A 19,688-nucleotide genomic window follows, 5' to 3' on the forward strand; every position below is an offset into this window, starting at 1 on the left:
TTATAAAAACAAACTTACAGTAAAAAAATGAAGCCTAAAAATTAAGATTTCTTTTTGATTTAAAATGGTTATTTTCGCAAGACAAACAAACGAATTAAGACATAAAAATATATAGTATGAAAGAAGTAGTAATTGTATCTGTAGCAAGAACACCTATAGGTAGTTTTATGGGGAGTTTATCTTCTATTCCTGCCACAAAACTAGGTGCTGTTGCCATTAAGGGTGCTTTAGATAAAATAAACTTAGACGCCAATTTAGTACAAGAAGTATTTATGGGTAATGTTGTTTCTGCAGGGCTTGGACAAGCGCCTGCAAGACAAGCTGCAATTCATGCAGGTATTCCAGATTCTGTACCTTGTACCACTGTAAATAAAGTATGTGCTTCTGGTATGAAATCTATTATGCTAGCTGCACAAACAATTGCATTAGGCGATGCTGATATTGTTGTAGCTGGTGGAATGGAAAATATGAGTTCTATACCTCACTATCAACATGCAAGAACTGGTTCTAAATTTGGACCAATTACTATGGAAGATGGTATGCAAAGAGATGGTTTAGTAGATGCTTACGAAAAAGTAGCCATGGGTGTATGTGCTGATGAATGTGCAGCAGAATATGAATTTTCTAGAGAAGATCAAGATGCATTTGCCATTCAATCTTACAACAGATCTGCAGATGCATGGGCTGCAGGAAAATTTGAAGATGAAATTGTACCAGTTTCTATACCTCAAAGAAGAGGAGAACCTATTATTTTTTCTGAGGATGAAGAGTTTAAAAATGTTAAGAAAGAAAAAATACCTGCCTTAAGACCTGCCTTTACAAAAGAAGGAACAGTAACTGCTGCAAATGCATCAACTATAAATGATGGAGGAGCTGCCTTAGTTTTAATGTCTGCAGATAAGGCAAAGGAATTGAATTTATCTCCTATTGCTAAAATTAAAAGTTATGCAGATGCTGCTCATGAGCCAAAATGGTTTACAACAGCTCCTGCAAAAGCTTTACCAAAAGCTTTAGCAAAAGCTAATTTAAGCATAGAAGATGTAGATTACTTTGAGTTAAATGAAGCTTTTTCTGTAGTTGGTTTGGCAAATATGAAAATTTTAGGAATCTCTGACGAAAACACGAACGTTAATGGAGGTGCTGTTTCTTTAGGACATCCTTTAGGTGTTTCTGGAGCAAGAATTGTGATAGCTTTAACCTCTATTTTAAAACAAAATGATGCCAAAATTGGTGCTGCTGCTATTTGTAATGGTGGTGGAGGTGCTAGTGCATTAGTTCTTGAAAGAATTTAATTTAAAATCTAGTTTTTGTACGGAATTTGTAATTTAAGTATTGTTCCTTTAAGAGCAGAACCAAAAGATCAATCAGAAATGATTAGTCAAGTGCTGTTTGGTGAATATTTTGAAATTATCGAAAAAGACAAAAACTGGAGTAAAATAAAACTAGCTTTTGATAATTGTGAAGGTTTTATTGATAACAAACAATTTAAAGAAATAGAATATTCTGAATTTCAAAAACTAAAAGAATCTAAAGAAGTTTATTCTGGTGAGGTAATCGATTTTATTTCGAACGTAACTAAGGAGTTTTTTACAATTCCTTTAGGAGCAAACTTACCTAATTATAATCAACAAAAGTTTACTTTAGGTAATGAGAATTATCAATTTGAAGGTTCTATTTTAAACAAAACTTTACCTAAAGAAGAAATTCTACAGAAAGCTTATGTCTATTTAAACACGCCTTATTTATGGGGAGGTAAAACTCCTTTTGGTATAGATTGTTCTGGTTTTACACAAATGGTTTATAAACTTTGTGGCTATAAACTTTTAAGAAATGCTAATGAACAAGCAACACAAGGTGAGGTTTTAAGTTTTATTGAAGAAAGCGAACCTGGAGATTTGGCTTTTTTTGATAATGAAGAAGGTGAAATTATTCATGTAGGAATTATATTAAATAATTACAATATAATTCACGCTCATGGAAAAGTTAGAATTGATACCTTAGATCATAGTGGAATTTTTAATGCTGATTTACAAAAGCATACACACAAACTAAGGGTAATTAAAAAGATTATCTAAATAAAAAAAACCGAAATCAAATGATTTCGGTTTTTTTTATTTTCTATTAAAGGAAATTACATTCCTCTCATTTTTTTATAAATTGGTCTTAAAGCATCAGCTTTATCTTCCATTCTTAAAATATCATAAATATTTAGTAATGACTTTACAGTATCTTCAGAACGCTTAATACTATCTGCTTTTTCTAAAAAAGGTAAAGCTTCTTTGTATAATTCTTTTTGTTTACCCTGTAATTCATCATACTTTTTAAAGTTTGATAAGTTTTCATTCATTTCATCAACAATTGCTTGCTCACCAGATAAAATTGCTACAGCTAAGTTCATGTAAGCATCACCATATTCTGGATCTAATTCAATTGCTTTTTTGTAATAACCAATTGCTTCTTCTTTTTTACCTTCATTTTGATTTACAACTCCTAAGTTAAAAAATAAAGTAGGATTTTCTGGATCTAACTGAATAGCTTCTTCCATTAAAGTTCCAAACTTTTCCATGTCTTTCAATTGAATGTACAATTGCGCTTCATTTAAAAGTAGGTTTAAATCTTTTGGATCATTTTCTCTAGCTTTTTTGATAGCTACAATCGCTTCATCAGTTTTACCTTGTGCAATTAAGATATAACCAATATTTTTTACAATATCAGATTGTCTTGATGCAGTAGGTACATCTTGTGGTGCTTCATAATCACCAGATTTCACCATTAAATCTCTCTGTGTTTTTCCTCCTAAATTTTCTTGAGCACCAGTTTCTTTATTAGTAGCCATATACTGCATAGTAATACCTGTATATCCTAACTCTTGTAATTTATTATAGTACTTTAAAGAAGTATCATAATCTTTCTGTAAAGAAGCACTAACTGCTGCATTGTATAAGAAAGATGTATCTGTTGGACTCAATTGATACGTTAAATAAAAGTTCTCTGTAGCTGTTTTGTAATCTTTAGTTTCATTATAAGCTGTAACTGCTTTTTGAGATACAAACTGTGTAAGCTCCATTACTTTTGTTTTTGCTAATGGAGTATATCTAGATTTCTTAGTTGCTTTTTCATAATCAAACAAACTATTGTAAGCTTCAACAGCCTTATTAACGTCTGTTTTACCATACACCTGCCCTTTTAGGAAATAGTATTTTGCTTTGTACTTATCTTCCATTGAACTCTCCATACTTTCTATAGACTGAATAGCAGTTCTGGCTGTTGCTATATCATTCTTTTTAAGTGCCTTTTCAGCCACTTTTAATTCATTCTTTTGCGCTAATACTCCAATCGTCATCAATCCTAAAGAAAGCGCTAATATTTGTTTTTTCATTTTGTTTCTGTATTAAATTTATTTTCTATTCTTGATTATCACTTGTACTATTTTCAATATCCGTGCCATTTTCTGTTTCTTCAACAGATTCTTCATCTGCATCATCTTCATGCACAACTTTTGCTACAGCAGCAATACTATCATCATCTTTAATATTAATTAGACGAACACCTTGTGTTGCACGCCCCATAACTCTTAAATCTTCTACTGCCATTCTAATTACCAATCCAGATTTATTAATAATCATTAAATCGTTAGAATCATCTACGTTTTTAATAGCTACTAAATTTCCTGTTTTTTCAGAGATATTTAATGTTTTTACACCTTTACCACCTCTATTTGTAATTCTATAATCTTCTAAACTAGAACGTTTACCATAACCTTTTTCTGAAACCACTAGAATATTGCTTTCCATATCGTTTACGGCAACCATACCAATAACTTCATCATTTTCGTGCTGTAAAGTAATACCTCTTACACCTGACGCTGTTCTACCCATTGGTCTTGTTTTCGCTTCTTCAAATCGAATTGATTTACCAGAAGCTAAGGCTAACATTACTTGGCTATCTCCTGTAGTTAATTTTGCTTCTAAAAGCTCATCACCCTCCTTAATAGTAATTGCATTAATACCATTTGTTCTAGGTCTAGAATATTGCTCTAAAGAAGTCTTTTTAACTTGACCTTTTTTAGTGGCCATAATTACATAATGACTGTTGATGTATTCTTCGTTTTTTAAATCTTGAGTTACTAAGAATGCTTTTACAGAATCATCTTGTTCGATGTTAATTAAATTCTGCATTGCTCTACCCTTAGTATTTTTACCACCTTCAGGAATTTCGTAAACTCTCATCCAGAACACTTTACCTTTTTGTGTAAAGAACATCATATATTGATGGTTTGTTCCTACAAATAGATGTTCTAAGAAATCTTCATTTCTTGTAGTTGCTCCTTTTTGACCTCTTCCTCCTCTATTCTGAACTTTATATTCATCAAGATTTGTACGTTTTAAATAGCCTGCATTTGAGATTGTCACCACAACTTTTGTATCTGGAATCATATCTTCAATACGCATGTCTCCACCTGCATATTCTATGATAGATCTTCTCTCATCTCCATATTTATCTTTAATGTGTAATAACTCGTCTTTTATAATCTGGTAACGTCTTGGCTCGTTTGCTAAAATATCTTTTAAGTCAGCAATAGTAATCATGATTTCATCATACTCTGCTCTTAACTTATCTTGTTCTAGACCTGTTAATTGACGTAAACGCATTTCTACAATCGCCTTTGCCTGAATTTCTGTTAACTCAAAACGCTCAATTAAACTGGCTCTAGCTTCATCTGCATTAGATGATGCTCTAATTATTTTAATTACTTCATCAATATTATCAGAGGCAATAATTAACCCTTCTAAAATATGAGCTCTAGCTTCTGCTTTTTTTAATTCAAATTCTGTTCTTCTAACAACAACTTCATGTCTATGCTCTACAAAATAATGGATAAGTTGTTTTAAATTTAACTGCTCTGGTCTACCATTTACTAGTGCAATATTATTAACACTAAAAGATGTTTGTAGCTGAGTATATTTAAATAATTTATTTAAAACGATATTTGGAATTGCATCACGTTTAAGAATATAAACGATTCTCATTCCATTTCTATCAGACTCATCTCTAATATTAGCAATACCAGATATTTTCTTTTCGTTAACCAAGTCAGCAGTTTTCTTAATCATATCTGCTTTGTTAACTTGATATGGAATTTCAGTAACAATGATACACTCACGTCCTTTAACTTCTTCAATCACAGCTTTTGCACGCATTACAATACGTCCACGACCTGTATGAAAAGCATCTCTTACACCATCATAACCATAAATAATACCACCTGTTGGAAAATCTGGCGCAGTTACATGTTGCATTAATTCATCAATCTCAATATCTCTATTTTCTATATAAGCAACAGTACCATTTATAACTTCTGTTAAGTTATGTGGTGCCATATTTGTAGCCATACCTACTGCAATACCTGAAGCTCCATTCACCAAAAGATTTGGAATACGCGTTGGTAAAACAACTGGCTCTTGCAAAGTATCATCAAAATTTAAAGAATGGTCTACAGTATCTTTTTCGATATCTGCTAACATTTCTTCAGAAATCTTTTGCATTCTTACCTCAGTATAACGCATTGCTGCAGGAGAATCACCATCTACAGAACCAAAATTTCCTTGCCCATCAACCATCATGTAACGTACACTCCAGTCTTGAGCCATTCTTACCATAGAATCATAAACAGAAGTATCTCCATGTGGATGATACTTACCTAAAACCTCACCTACAATTCTTGCAGACTTTTTATAAGCTCCAGTAGCTTTAATTCCTAATTCGTGCATTCCATACAAGACTCTTCTATGAACCGGTTTTAAACCATCTCTTACATCTGGTAATGCTCTAGATACAATTACAGACATTGAATAATCAATGTATGCAGACTTCATCTGTTCTTCTATGTTAATTGGAATTAACTTTTCGCCTTCTGCCATATATATTTTATTATTATTTAATCAAAAATTTAAAACAAGGCAAGATACTGTTTCTAATGGTTTTTACAAAGATTATAAGGCCTGTAAACCCTCATAGTTATCAACATTTTTTGATAATTTTTAACAGTTTTATACTTGTTTGATTTCCAATTGTTTTCTACCTTGTAATGGTAGTCAAACTGTCAGTTTTAAAGCATTGGCATCTTTTTTGTAATATTCTCAAAAAAAAAGGACTAAATTTACAACACATCAATTTTAGATAGAAAGAAATATGGACGATAATTTTTCACCAAAAGTTAGAGATGTAATCACTTTTAGTAAAGAAGAGGCTTTAAGATTAGGCCATGAATTTATTGGAACTGAACACCTTTTACTAGGATTAATAAGAAAAGGCGAAGGTAAAGCTATAGAAATTTTAACAGCGTTTGATGTTGACTTAACTTTACTAAGAAAAAAATTAGAACAATTAAACCCTGCAAACCCAACGTTTGTAGAGAATACAGATAAACCTAGCTTACGTTTAACTAGACAAGCTGAAAAAGCTTTAAAAACTACATTTTTAGAAGCTAAGTTATATCAAAGTGATGCAATAGATACAGCACACTTGTTGTTGTGTGTTTTAAGAAACGAGAACGACCCAACAACAAAATTGATACAAAAATATCATGTAAATTATGATGAAGCAAAAGCTTTATATAAACAATTACATGTTGATGAAGTAGATGCAGATTTACCTGTAAACCCAATCGCAGAAACACCTTCTGATGATGAGTATGCATCAGAAAAATCAAATCCTTTTGATCAACCACAGAAAAGTAAAACTGCTAAAAAATCAAAAACACCAGTTTTAGATAATTTTGGAAGAGACTTAACTGATTTAGCAGAAAAAGGAAGATTAGATCCTGTTGTTGGTCGTCAAAAAGAAATAGAAAGAGTTTCACAAATTTTAAGTCGTAGAAAGAAAAACAATCCAATGCTAATTGGAGAACCAGGTGTTGGTAAATCTGCTATTGCAGAAGGTTTAGCTTTAAGAATAGTAGATAGAAAAGTATCTCGTATATTATTTGATAAAAGAATTGTTTCTTTAGATTTAGCAAGTTTAGTTGCAGGTACAAAGTACAGAGGTCAGTTTGAAGAACGAATGAAAGCTTTAATGAATGAATTAGAAAAGAATGATGATATTATTCTTTTTATTGATGAAATTCATACGATAGTAGGTGCAGGTGGTGCAACTGGTTCTTTAGATGCATCAAACATGTTAAAACCAGCTTTAGCTAGAGGAGAAATACAATGTATAGGTGCTACAACTTTAGATGAGTTTAGAACAAATATCGAAAAAGATGGTGCTTTAGAGCGTCGTTTTCAAAAGGTAATTGTAGACCCAACTTCTGTTGAAGAAACCATTCAGATTCTACAGAATATCAAAGGTAAATATGAAGAACATCATAATGTAGACTTTACAGATGATGCTATTGAGGCCTGTGTAAAACTAACCAATAGATATATGACTGATAGATATTTGCCAGACAAAGCCATTGATGCTTTAGATGAGGCAGGTTCAAGAATTCATATTACCAATATTGTTGTACCAAAACAAGTTTTAGAATTAGAATCTCAGTTAGAAATTATTCGTGATAAAAAAACTAAAGCTGTTAATGGTCAAAAATATGAGGAAGCTGCCAAGTTAAGAGATGATGAAAAGAATATGGAAGCTGCTTTAAATTCTGCTCAAAAACAATGGGAAGATGATTCTAAATTAAACAGAGAAATTGTTACTGAAGACAATGTTGCTGAAGTAGTTTCTATGATGACAGGTATACCTGTAAATAGAGTTGCAGAAGCAGAAAGTCATAGACTACATGAGTTACCTTCTTTAATTAAAGGTAAAGTAATTGGACAAGATGAAGCTGTTACAAAGGTTGTTAAGGCAATTCAGAGAAATAGAGTTGGATTAAAAGACCCAAATAAACCAATTGGATCTTTCATTTTCTTAGGTCAAACTGGTGTTGGTAAAACACAATTGGCAAAAGTATTAGCTCGTGAATTATTTGATTCTGATGATTCTTTAATTAGAATTGATATGAGTGAATACATGGAAAAATTTGCTATTTCACGTTTAATTGGTGCACCTCCAGGTTATGTTGGTTATGAAGAAGGAGGACAATTGACTGAGAAAGTTCGTCGAAAACCATATTCTGTAATTCTTTTAGATGAAATTGAAAAAGCGCATCCAGATGTGTTTAATATGTTATTACAAATTTTAGATGATGGGCATATTACTGATAGTTTAGGAAGAAAGATTGATTTTAGAAATACTATCATTATTATGACTTCTAATATTGGTGCTCGTCAATTAAAAGACTTTGGTGGTGGAGTTGGTTTTGGAACTGCTTCTAAAAAAGAGCAAGCAGATGCTCATGCAAAATCGGTTATTGAAAGTGCTTTAAAGAAATCTTTTGCTCCTGAATTTTTAAACAGAATTGATGATGTTATTGTCTTTAATGCATTAGAGAGAGAAGACATTCATTCTATTATTGATATTGAATTAGATAAACTTTTAAATAGAATCTCTGATTTAGGGTATACTTTAAATCTAAGCGAAAAAGCAAAAGATTATATAGCAGACAAAGGTTTTGATAAGAAATATGGAGCAAGACCTCTAAAAAGAGCAATTCAGAAATATATTGAAGATGCTTTAGCAGAAGAAATTGTAAATTCTAAGTTGACTGAAGGAGATACAATTGCCATGGATTTTGATGAAGCTAAAGATGAGCTTACTATAAAAATTAAGAAAGGCAAAAAGAAACCTGAAACAAAATCAGAAAGCGAATCTTAAAATAAAAAAAATCCCAAATTGAAAAATTTGGGATTTTTTTTTATGCTTGACCTGTTGGTCCAAAATTCATAGGAATTGGAGGCTGTTCATAATCTTTTATATCTCCATTTTGTTGCTCAAACTTTTTAATATTATCTGCTAAAGCTTTAGATAATCTTTTTGCATGCTGAGGCGTTAAAATGATTCTAGACTTTACTTTTGCCTTTGGCACTCCAGGCATAATATTAATAAAATCTACTATAAATTCTGATATTGAATGATTAATGATTGCTAAATTAGAATAAGTTCCTTCAGCTACATCCTGACCTAATTCAATATTTAACTGGCCATCTTTATTATTATTTTCTTCCATTAGTTTTAATTATTTAAATAAAAGTACAAAAAATAAAAAAGTTGAATTGAATACTGTAAAAATTTTACAATAAACAATTCAACTTTAATTTATGAAACGTTTATACGTTCTGTATTAGAAACTTTGTTCTATTTCATCTTTTGGTCCAACAATTACTTTATCATAAGATCTCATTCCTGTACCTGCTGGTATTTTCTTACCTACAATTACATTCTCTTTTAATCCTTCTAAAGTATCTATTTTACCATTTACAGCTGCCTCATTTAATACTTTTGTAGTTTCTTGGAAAGAAGCTGCAGAAATAAATGATTTAGTTTGTAAAGATGCTCTTGTAATACCTTGTAATACTTGCTCAGCTGTTGCTGGTCTTGCATCTCTTGCAGTAACTAAGTTATTGTCATTTCTTCTTAATAAAGAATTTTCATCTCTTAATTGACGTGCAGAAATTATTTGACCTGGCTTTAAATTCTCAGAATCTCCAGCATCTTCAACAACTTTCATACCGTAAATTGCATCGTTTTCTGTAATAAAGTCATTTTTATGAATCAGTTGGTTCTCTAAGAATAGAGTATCTCCTGAATCTATAATTTTAACTTTACGCATCATTTGACGAACTACAACTTCGAAGTGCTTGTCGTTAATTTTTACACCCTGTAAACGATATACTTCTTGTATTTCATTTACTAAGTATTCTTGTACTGCAGATGGCCCTTTAATTCTTAAAATATCAGAAGGTGTAGTTGCACCATCAGATAGTGGCATACCAGCTTTGATAAAGTCATTTTCTTGAACTAAAATTTGGTTAGATAGCTTCACTAAATATTTGCTAATTTCACCTGTTTTAGATTCAACAATAATTTCTCTATTACCTCTTTTTATTTTTCCGAAAGAAACAACACCATCAATTTCTGAAACTACAGACGGGTTAGAAGGGTTACGTGCTTCAAATAATTCTGTTACACGTGGTAAACCTCCTGTAATATCCCCTGCTTTACCAGATTTTCTAGGAATTTTTACTAATGTTTTTCCACTTTCTACTGAGTCTCCATCATCTACCATTAAGTGAGCACCTACTGGTAAACTGTAAGAACGTAATGCATTACCATCTTCATCTTCAATAATTAAAGAAGCAATGATTTTTTTGTTCTTAGAATCAGTAATTACTTTTTCTTGGAAACCTGTTTGTTCATCAATTTCTACAGCATAGTTCATACCTTGCTCTAAATTGTCGAACTTCACTTTACCAGCAAATTCAGAAACAATTACACCATTAAATGGATCCCATTGTACAATAACATCTCCTTTTTTAATTGATTTTCTATCTTTATCAAAAATGATAGAACCATAAGGTAAAATATTTGTACTCTGAGTAATATCTGTTTTCTTATCAATGATTTTAATTTCAGCAGTTCTCGAAATTACGATATCTACTTCATTACCTTCATTATCTTTACCAACTACAGTTCTTAAATCATCGATTACAACTTTACCATCAAATTTGGCAATTAATTTGTTTTCTTCTGATATGTTACCTGCAACACCACCAACGTGGAATGTACGTAATGTTAACTGTGTACCTGGCTCTCCAATAGATTGTGCAGCAATTACACCAACTGCTTCACCAATTTGTACTTTATTACGAGTTGATAAACTTAAACCATAACATTTTGCACAAATACCTCTAGAAGATTCACATGTTAATGCAGATCTTACTTCTACAGAATCAATACCTGATGCTTGTACAGCATCTGCTAATTGAGATGTAATTGATTGGTTTGCTTCTAATAATAATTCTTCTGTTACTGGATGATAAACATCATTTAAAGAAATACGACCTTCGATTCTATCTGATAAAGATTCAACAATCTCATCGTTTTTCTTTAATGGAGTAACTTCTAAACCTCTTAATGTACCACAATCTTCCTCGTTAATGATAACGTCTTGAGAAACATCTACTAATCTACGTGTTAAGTAACCAGCATCTGCAGTTTTTAAAGCGGTATCTGCTAATCCTTTACGAGCACCGTGAGTTGAAATAAAGTATTCAAGAATTGATAAACCTTCTTTAAAGTTAGAAAGAATTGGATTTTCAATAATCTCTCCACCACCAGCTGTAGATTTTTTAGGCTTTGCCATTAATCCACGCATACCAGTTAACTGACGAATCTGTTCTTTAGATCCACGAGCTCCAGAATCAAGCATCATATATACTGAGTTGAATCCTTGTTGGTCTTCACGTAAATTTTTCATAGACAACTCAGTTAATCTGTTGTTGGTAGAACCCCAAACATCAATTACCTGATTATAACGCTCTTTTTGCGTTAACATACCCATATTATAGTTTCCTACAATTACATCTACTTCTTTGTTTGCTTCATCAATCATAGATTGCTTTTCTTTAGGAATAATAATATCACCTAATGAGAAAGATAATCCACCTTGAAAGGCAAACTTATAACCCATGTTTTTAATTTCATCTAAGAATGCTCCTGTTGTAGGAATATCTGTAGCTTTTAAAATACCACCAATAATTCCACGCAAGTTTTTCTTAGTTAAAACCTCATTAATATACCCAGCTGCAGCAGGAACTTTTTCATTAAATAAAACTCTACCTACAGTAGTTTTAATAATTTTAGTTACCTGTTCTCCATTTTCATCTATATCTTGAGTTCTAACATTAATAGACGCATTTAAGTCTATTTTTTCTTCATTGAAAGCTATAGTAACTTCTTCTGGAGAATAGAAAGTTAAACCTTCTCCTTTAATTGGTACTTCTGGAGTAGAGACTCTTTCTTTTGTCATATAATATAATCCAAGTACCATATCTTGAGAAGGTACAGTAACTGGAGCACCATTTGCAGGATTTAAGATATTGTGAGAAGCTAACATTAATAATTGTGCTTCTAAAATAGCTTCTGGACCTAATGGTAAGTGAACAGCCATTTGATCTCCATCAAAATCCGCATTAAATGCAGAACATGCTAATGGATGTAATTGTATGGCTTTACCTTCAATCAATTTTGGTTGGAAAGCTTGAATACCTAGTCTGTGTAAAGTAGGAGCTCTGTTTAATAAAACTGGATGTCCTTTAATTACATTTTCTAAAATATCCCAAACAACTGGTTCTTTTCTATCTATTATTTTCTTTGCAGATTTTACTGTTTTTACAATTCCTCTTTCAATTAATTTTCTAATTACAAAAGGCTTGTAAAGTTCAGCTGCCATATCTTTTGGCAATCCACATTCAGACAATTTCATTTCTGGTCCAACAACAATTACAGAACGTGCAGAATAATCAACACGCTTTCCTAATAAGTTTTGACGGAAACGTCCTTGTTTACCTTTTAAAGAATCTGATAAAGATTTTAAAGGTCTGTTAGATTCAGTTTTTACTGCAGATGATTTACGAGTGTTATCAAATAATGAATCTACGGATTCTTGTAACATACGTTTTTCATTACGTAAAATAACTTCTGGAGCTTTTATTTCAACTAATCTTTTTAAACGATTGTTTCTGATAATAACTCTTCTATATAAATCATTTAAATCTGAAGTTGCAAAACGACCACCATCTAATGGAACTAAAGGTCTTAATTCTGGTGGTATAACCGGAATTGCCTTCATAATCATCCATTCTGGATTGTTTTCTCTGTTCTTCTGAGAATCTCTAAATGCTTCAACAACATTTAAACGTTTTAATGCTTCTGTTTTTCTCTGCTTAGAAGTTTCTGTATTTGCTTTGTGTCTTAATTGAAATGATAATTCATCTAAATCAATTCTAGCTAATAAATCTATTAAACATTCAGCACCCATTTTAGCAATAAACTTGTTTGGGTCTGAATCATCTAAATATTGATTTTCTTGTGGTAACTCATCAGCAATATCTAAATATTCTTCTTCAGTTAAGAAATCCATTTTTTGTAATGGTTCTCCTTCCACGTTTTTTGCAATACCTGGTTGAATTACTACGTATCTTTCGTAGTAAATAATCATATCTAACTTTTTAGATGGTAAACCTAAAAGGTAACCCATTTTGTTAGGTAATGATCTAAAGTACCAAATATGAGCAACAGGCACTACCAAATTGATATGCCCTACTCTATCTCTACGTACTTTCTTTTCTGTTACTTCTACACCACATCTATCACAAACGATACCTTTGTAACGTATTCTTTTGTACTTTCCACAAGCACATTCATAATCCTTTACAGGACCAAAAATACGCTCACAAAACAAACCATCTCTTTCTGGTTTGTGTGTACGATAATTTATAGTTTCTGGCTTTAAAACTTCACCTTTAGAAACTTCTAAAATAGCTTCTGGTGATGATAAACCAATTGAGATTTTGTTAAACTTTTTTACAGTGTACTTTTCTTGTTTTCTTGCCATGTCTTTTAATAAGTATTCAGTTGGCAGTATTCAGTTTTCAGTAGCAAATTACTACTGAAAACTGGTTACTGAAAAAATTTATTCTTCTAATCTAACGTCTAATCCTAAACCTTTAAGTTCATGCATTAATACGTTAAACGATTCTGGTAAACCTGGTTCTGGCATAGCTTCACCTTTAACAATACTTTCGTATGTTTTAGCTCTACCCATAACATCATCAGATTTTACAGTTAAGATTTCTCTTAAGATACTTGATGCACCATATGCCTCAAGTGCCCAAACTTCCATCTCTCCAAAACGCTGACCCCCAAATTGTGCTTTACCACCTAATGGTTGCTGTGTAATTAAAGAATATGGTCCTATTGAACGAGCATGCATTTTATCTTCAATCATGTGCCCTAACTTAATCATATAAATGATACCAACTGTTGCTGGTTGATCGAAACGTTTTCCTGTTCCACCATCATATAAGTATGTATGTCCAAATCTTGGTATTCCAGCTTCATCTGTAATTGCATTAATCTGATCTAAAGATGCACCATCAAAAATTGGAGTTGCATATTTAGTATTTAATTTCTGACCTGCCCAACCAAGAACAGTTTCATAAATCTGACCAATGTTCATACGTGAAGGTACACCTAATGGATTTAGTACAATATCTACTGGAGTTCCATCTTCTAAGAACGGCATATCTTCTGCTCTTACAATACGTGCAACAATACCTTTATTTCCATGACGACCTGCCATTTTATCACCTACTTTTAACTTACGTTTTTTAGCGATGTAAACTTTGGCTAATTTTAGAATTCCTGCTGGTAATTCATCTCCAACTGAAATTGTAAACTTTTGACGTCTTAAAGAACCTTGTAAATCATTTACTTTAATTTTATAGTTGTGAACTAATTCACCAACTAAAGAATTTAAGTCACTATCAGTTGTCCAAGAACCTGTTAAATGCACATAGTCATCTACAGAGTTTAACATTTTAAGAGTGTACTTTTTACCTTTTGGTAAAACTTCTTCTCCTAAATCATTAAATACTCCTTGAGAAGTTTTTCCACTAATTAAAGTAAATAATTTCTCTATTAACTCATCTTTTAAACCTTCAAATTTAGAAACGAAAGACTGTTCTAAAGTTGCTACTGCTTCTTTATCTCTAATTCTTTTGTTTTTATCTTTTACAGCTCTTCTAAATAATTTTTTATCAATTACTACACCTCTTAAAGATGGAGAAGCTTTTAATGATGCATCTTTTACATCACCTGCTTTATCACCAAAAATAGCGCGTAATAATTTTTCTTCTGGAGTTGGATCAGATTCTCCTTTTGGTGTAATTTTACCAATTAAGATATCACCAGGATTAACTTCTGCTCCAATTCTAATCATTCCATTTTCATCTAAGTCTTTTGTAGCTTCTTCAGAAACGTTAGGAATATCATTAGTTAACTCTTCAGTTCCTAATTTTGTATCTCTAACATCTAAAGAATACTCATCAATATGAATAGATGTAAATATATCTTCACGAACAACTTTTTCCGAAATTACGATTGCATCCTCAAAGTTATACCCTTTCCAAGGCATAAAGGCTACTTTCATATTTCTTCCTAAAGCTAATTCTCCTTTTTGTGTAGCATAACCTTCACACAGTACTTGACCTTCTGCAACTCTATCACCAGTTTCTACAATTGGTTTTAGGTTGATAGATGTACCTTGGTTGGTCTTTCTAAATTTAATTAAATCGTAAGAAACTTCATCAGAATCAAAACTTACAAGTCTTTCTTCATCTGTCTTATCATATCTAATTGTAATTTTATTAGCATCTACATAAGTTACTTCTCCTTCTCCTTCTGCATTAATTAAAATACGAGAATCTTTAGCAACTCTTCTTTCTAAACCAGTACCAACAATTGGAGATTCTGGTCTTAATAATGGTACAGCTTGACGCATCATGTTAGATCCCATCAGTGCTCTGTTGGCATCATCATGTTCTAAGAAAGGAATTAAAGATGCTGAGATAGATGCAATTTGATTTGGAGCAACATCCATATAATCAATCACTTCAGGATTAACCACTGGGAAATCACCTTCTTCACGTGCAATAACTCTATCTAAAACAATAGTACCATCTTCTTTAAGCTCTAAATTAGATTGAGCAATTTTCTTACCTTCCTCTTCTTCTGCACTTAAATAAATAGGTTCATCGCCTTCAACCACACCATCATTTACTTTTCTATAAGGAGTTTCGATAAATCCTAAATTGTTCACTTTTGCAAATACAGAAAGTGAAGAAATAAGACCAATATTTGGTCCCTCAGGAGTTTCAATTGGACATAAACGACCATAGTGTGTATAATGAACGTCACGTACCTCGAAACCAGCTCTTTCTCTTGATAAACCACCTGGTCCTAATGCAGATAATCTACGTTTATGAGTGATCTCTGCTAATGGATTTGTTTGATCCATAAACTGAGATAATTGGTTTGTACCAAAGAAAGAATTAATAACAGATGATAATGTTTTTGCATTAATTAAATCTATAGGAGTAAACACTTCGTTATCACGTACATTCATACGCTCACGAATTGTTCTTGCCATACGAGCTAAACCAACACCAAACTGACCCGCTAATTGCTCTCCAACAGTTCTTACACGTCTGTTAGATAAGTGATCAATATCATCTACTTCAGCCTTAGAATTAATTAACTCAATTAAATATTTTATAATTGTTATAATATCTAATTTAGTTAATACTTTCTGATCTATAGGCTCATTTAATTGAAGTTTAGTATTCATTCTAAAACGCCCTACTTCACCCAAATTATATCTTTGTTCAGAAAAGAATAACTTATCAATTATACCTCTTGCAGTCTCTTCATCTGGCGGTTCTGCATTACGTAATTGTCTATAAATATGTTCTACAGCTTCTTTCTCAGAGTTTGTAGGATCTTTTTGTAAAGTATTATGAATTATAGCATAATCAGCCATATGATTATCTACCTTGTGTAGTAAAATAGTCTTAGCTCCTGCCTCTATAATTTCATCTATATGTTCTTTTTCTAAAACTGTATCACGATCAAAAATGATTTCATTTCTTTCAATTGATACAACTTCTCCAGTATCTTCATCAACGAAATCTTCATGCCAAGTTTTTAAAACTCTAGCAGCCAATTTACGTCCTAATACTTTTTTAAGACCTGCTTTCGAAACTTTAACTTCTTCTGCAAGGTCAAAAATTTCTAAAATATCTTTATCTCTTTCAAATCCTATTGCTCTGAATAAAGTAGTAACTGGTAATTTTTTCTTTCTATCAATGTAAGCATACATTACTTGATTGATATCAGTTGCGAATTCTATCCAAGAACCTTTAAAAGGAATTACTCTTGCTGAATACAACTTTGTTCCATTTGCATGGAAAGATTGACCAAAGAATACACCTGGAGATCTATGTAACTGAGAAACTACAACACGCTCTGCACCATTGATTACAAAGGTTCCAGAGTTAGTCATATAAGGTATTGTACCAAGATAAACATCCTGTACAATCGTTTCAAAATCTTCGTGTTCTGGGTCTGTACAATATAATTTTAGACGTGCTTTTAAAGGAACACTGTGTGTAAGACCTCTTTCTATACATTCTTGAATTGAATATCTTGGTGGGTCTACAAAGTAGTCTAAAAATTCTAATACAAATTGATTTCTTGTATCTGTAATTGGAAAGTTATCCATGAAGGTTTTATATAAACCTTCTTCTCCTCTTTCTTCTGCTTTAGTTTGAAGTTGGAAAAAATCTTGAAAAGATTTTACCTGAATATCCAAAAAGTCTGGATACTCTTTAATCATTTGAGAAGTAGCGAAGTTGATTCTTTCAGTAGTGTTTTTCGTTGCCAAAAGAGAATATTTTTTTTGATTAAAATATGAATTAAAATAAAGAACGAATATATACACAAAATGGTTTAGGCCTAAAAACCGAAGTTCTTAGTACCTAAACCTAAATTTGTTTTCTCGATTTCGATATCATTGTTCGAAACTCGAGAAGTAAAAGCTTATTTAAGCTCTACCTCTGCTCCTGCTTCTTCTAAAGATTTTTTAAGACCTTCAGCCTCATCTTTAGTTACACCTTCTTTGATTGGAGCTGGTGCGCTATCTACGATACCTTTAGCATCTTTTAAACCTAAACCAGTTAATTCTTTAACTAATTTTACAACTGCTAATTTAGAAGCACCTGCTGCTGTTAAGATAACATCAAATTCTGTTTGCTCATCAGCTGAATCATCTCCACCACCTGCTGCTGGTCCTGCTACTGCTACAGCTGCTGCTGCAGGCTCGATACCATACTCATCTTTTAAAATAGTAGCTAATTCATTAACTTCTTTTACTGTTAAGTTAACTAATTGTTCTGCGAAATCTTTTAATTCTGCCATTTTAATTGTTTTTAAAAATTTTGTTTTATTATAGTTTATTTGTGCGCTTATTCTTTTTCAGATAAAGTTTTAATAATACCTGAAAGTGTTTGTCCTCCTGATTGTAATGCTGAAATAACATTCTTAGCAGGCGACTGTAATAATCCAATGATTTCACCAATTAATTCTTCTTTAGATTTAATATCTACTAAAGCATCTAATTGATCATCACCAATGTAAACCGATTCTTCTGCGAAAGCCCCCTTTAAAATTGGCTTCTTAGATTTCTTTCTAAATTCTTTGATTAATTTTGCTGGAGCATTAGCTGCTTCAGAAATCATCATTGATGTATTACCCTTTAATGTTGTTGGAAGATCACCAAAATCTTTGTCTGATGCTTCCATTGCTTTTGCAAGTAATGTATTTTTAACAACAGATAACTGAACTCCAGCTTTAAAACAAGCTCTTCTTAAATTAGAAGTAGTTTGAGCATTTAATCCAGAGATGTCTGCTAAATAAAGTGTATTTGTATCTGCTAATACTGCTGTTAAATCTTGTATTACTTGTGATTTCTCTTCTCTAGTCATAATTATAAGTTTTAACGTATTAAACAGTTTTTACTTCAACAGCTATACTAGGACTCATAGTACTAGACATAAAAACGCTTTTTACATACGTTCCTTTTGCTGTTGTAGGTTTCAATTTAATAATTGTTTGGATTAATTCATTAGCATTTTCTTCAATTTTCTTAGCATCAAAAGATACTTTTCCAATTGCAGCATGTACAATACCAGTTTTATCAACTTTAAAGTCAATTTTACCAGCTTTTACATCTGTTACTGCTTTTGCAACATCCATAGTTACAGTACCTGTTTTTGGATTTGGCATTAAACCTCTAGGACCTAAAATTCTTCCTAATGGACCTAATTTACCCATAACACTAGGCATTGTAATAATTACATCTACATCTGTCCAACCTCCTTTAATCTTCTGAAGGTATTCATCTAATCCCACATAATCAGCACCAGCTTCTTTTGCTTCTGCCTCTTTATCTGGAGTTACTAATGCTAAAACTTTTACATCTTTACCTGTACCATGAGGTAATGTAACTACACCTCTAACCATTTGATTTGCTTTACGTGGATCAACTCCTAAACGTATTGCCAAATCTACAGAAGCATCAAACTTTACATTAGTAATGTCTTTGACTAGAGCTGAAGCAGCTGCTAAATCATAAGATTGAGTATTATCAACCTTAGCGTAAGCTTCTTTTTGCTTTTTTGTTAATTTTGCCATTTTACTACTTTTTATAAAGTTATGCTGGTGCATTACCTTTTACTGTTAATCCCATAGAACGTGCTGTACCTGCAATCATTTTCATTGCTGAAGTAACTTCAAAGGCATTTAAATCTACCATTTTGTCTTCTGCAATGACTTTAATTTGATCCCAAGTAACTGATGCTACTTTCTTCCTATTTGGTTCTCCTGAACCTTTTTTAATTTTGGCCGCTTCTAGTAACTGAACTGCTGCAGGAGGAGTTTTTACAACAAAATCGAACGATTTGTCTTTGAAAACAGTAATAACAACAGGTAAAACTTTACCTTGTTTGTCTTGTGTTCTTGCATTGAACTGTTTACAAAACTCCATAATGTTAACACCAGCAGCTCCTAAAGCGGGTCCAACCGGCGGCGATGGATTCGCTGCGCCTCCCCTTACTTGTAACTTAACTACTTTACTAACTTCTTTTGCCATTTTTAAAAATGTTTAATGATTTATTTTAAGTTGGAAG

Annotated in this window: 12 protein-coding genes; 3 read left to right on the plus strand and 9 right to left on the minus strand. The window is 32.0% G+C overall.

Features of this window, described 5'->3' with window-relative positions; genetic code table 11:
- Positions 1–116: 116 nt before the first annotated feature.
- Together LPB302_RS05390 and LPB302_RS05395 are read left to right on the plus strand one after the other, a co-directional pair.
- The gene (locus tag LPB302_RS05390) at positions 117–1,292 is read left to right on the plus strand and encodes an acetyl-CoA C-acyltransferase (RefSeq protein ID WP_053972776.1); all 1,176 of its coding nucleotides are present in this window, start codon (positions 117–119) and stop codon (positions 1,290–1,292) included.
- A gap of 15 nt (positions 1,293–1,307) precedes the next feature.
- Positions 1,308–2,075 (plus strand): C40 family peptidase, encoded by a 768-nt coding sequence (locus tag LPB302_RS05395; RefSeq protein ID WP_053972777.1) that lies wholly within the window; start codon positions 1,308–1,310, stop codon positions 2,073–2,075.
- A 56-nt stretch (positions 2,076–2,131) separates the two neighbouring features.
- On the opposite strand, the gene LPB302_RS05400 is transcribed toward LPB302_RS05395, so the two are convergent.
- Positions 2,132–3,379, minus strand: a complete 1,248-nt coding sequence (locus tag LPB302_RS05400) for a tetratricopeptide repeat protein (RefSeq protein WP_053972778.1) — start codon at positions 3,377–3,379, stop codon at positions 2,132–2,134.
- Between the two features lie 25 nt (positions 3,380–3,404).
- Positions 3,405–5,921, minus strand: a complete 2,517-nt coding sequence (gyrA, locus tag LPB302_RS05405; RefSeq protein WP_053972779.1) for a DNA gyrase subunit A — start codon at positions 5,919–5,921, stop codon at positions 3,405–3,407.
- 271 nt (positions 5,922–6,192) lie between these two features.
- Between gyrA and LPB302_RS05410 the strand changes: the two genes are divergently transcribed.
- Positions 6,193–8,757, plus strand: a complete 2,565-nt coding sequence (locus LPB302_RS05410) for an ATP-dependent Clp protease ATP-binding subunit (RefSeq protein ID WP_053972780.1) — start codon at positions 6,193–6,195, stop codon at positions 8,755–8,757.
- A 40-nt stretch (positions 8,758–8,797) separates the two neighbouring features.
- On the opposite strand, the gene LPB302_RS05415 is transcribed toward LPB302_RS05410, so the two are convergent.
- From LPB302_RS05415 to rplK, 7 genes are all read right to left on the minus strand, one after another.
- Positions 8,798–9,109: a DUF3467 domain-containing protein gene (locus LPB302_RS05415; protein WP_015480727.1), complete on the minus strand. Its 312-nt coding sequence runs from the start codon at positions 9,107–9,109 to the stop codon at positions 8,798–8,800.
- 114 nt (positions 9,110–9,223) lie between these two features.
- A complete protein-coding gene (gene rpoC, locus LPB302_RS05420; protein WP_053972781.1) occupies positions 9,224–13,498 on the minus strand; it encodes a DNA-directed RNA polymerase subunit beta' in 4,275 nt (1,424 codons plus the stop codon).
- Positions 13,499–13,576: 78 nt separating this feature from the next.
- Positions 13,577–17,386 (minus strand): DNA-directed RNA polymerase subunit beta, encoded by a 3,810-nt coding sequence (gene rpoB, locus LPB302_RS05425; protein WP_074613579.1) that lies wholly within the window; start codon positions 17,384–17,386, stop codon positions 13,577–13,579.
- Between the two features lie 155 nt (positions 17,387–17,541).
- Positions 17,542–17,919, minus strand: a complete 378-nt coding sequence (rplL, locus tag LPB302_RS05430; RefSeq protein WP_053972783.1) for a 50S ribosomal protein L7/L12 — start codon at positions 17,917–17,919, stop codon at positions 17,542–17,544.
- Between the two features lie 47 nt (positions 17,920–17,966).
- Positions 17,967–18,485, minus strand: a complete 519-nt coding sequence (gene rplJ / locus LPB302_RS05435; protein WP_053972784.1) for a 50S ribosomal protein L10 — start codon at positions 18,483–18,485, stop codon at positions 17,967–17,969.
- Positions 18,486–18,504: 19 nt separating this feature from the next.
- On the minus strand, positions 18,505–19,194 hold the full coding sequence (rplA, locus tag LPB302_RS05440; RefSeq protein ID WP_053972785.1) for a 50S ribosomal protein L1: 690 nt from the start codon (positions 19,192–19,194) through the stop codon (positions 18,505–18,507).
- 19 nt (positions 19,195–19,213) lie between these two features.
- Positions 19,214–19,651 (minus strand): 50S ribosomal protein L11, encoded by a 438-nt coding sequence (gene rplK, locus LPB302_RS05445; protein ID WP_015480733.1) that lies wholly within the window; start codon positions 19,649–19,651, stop codon positions 19,214–19,216.
- Positions 19,652–19,688 lie beyond the last annotated feature (37 nt).

The sequence above is a fragment of the Polaribacter dokdonensis genome, assembly GCF_024362345.1.
Taxonomy (GTDB): domain Bacteria; phylum Bacteroidota; class Bacteroidia; order Flavobacteriales; family Flavobacteriaceae; genus Polaribacter; species Polaribacter dokdonensis.